The 329-nt window shown below is 40.1% G+C and carries 1 protein-coding gene; it reads left to right on the top strand.

Translation table 11 applies throughout. The features are described 5' to 3' along the window. Window positions 1-64: 64 nt before the first annotated feature. On the top strand, window positions 65-329 hold a 265-nt coding region (locus ACFX59_RS18320; RefSeq protein WP_387434499.1), incomplete at its 3' end, for a hypothetical protein.

Below are 329 nucleotides of genomic sequence, written 5' to 3'. Positions count from 1 at the left end.
GGATTTGACCGTCTTGAGACGAGCTTATCTCAATTCTTATTTTCAAACGGGCTTGAAAAATTTGATGGACAGAGCCATCATCAAACGGACTGAAAAGGAAGCAAAAGAACACGCCCTCTTGCAAAATCTGGCTCAAACTTTTCAAAAAATAGATGAGCTTCCCTTTGATTTTGAACGTAGACGGATGAGTGTTATCGTTAAGGATGAACACGAAGTTGTTAGTTTGGTAACCAAGGGTGCCCTAGAGGAGATGTTGACGATTTCCAGTTATGCGGAATACCAAGGAGTGATTACTCCCTTGACAGATGTTATTAGAGAAGAAATTTTAG

Source organism: Sphingomonas sp. NCPPB 2930 (assembly GCF_042867205.1).
Taxonomy (GTDB): domain Bacteria; phylum Pseudomonadota; class Alphaproteobacteria; order Sphingomonadales; family Sphingomonadaceae; genus Sphingomonas.
Note: the sequence above shows the minus strand (reverse complement) of the source record. Positions and strands in the feature narration are given on the sequence as shown.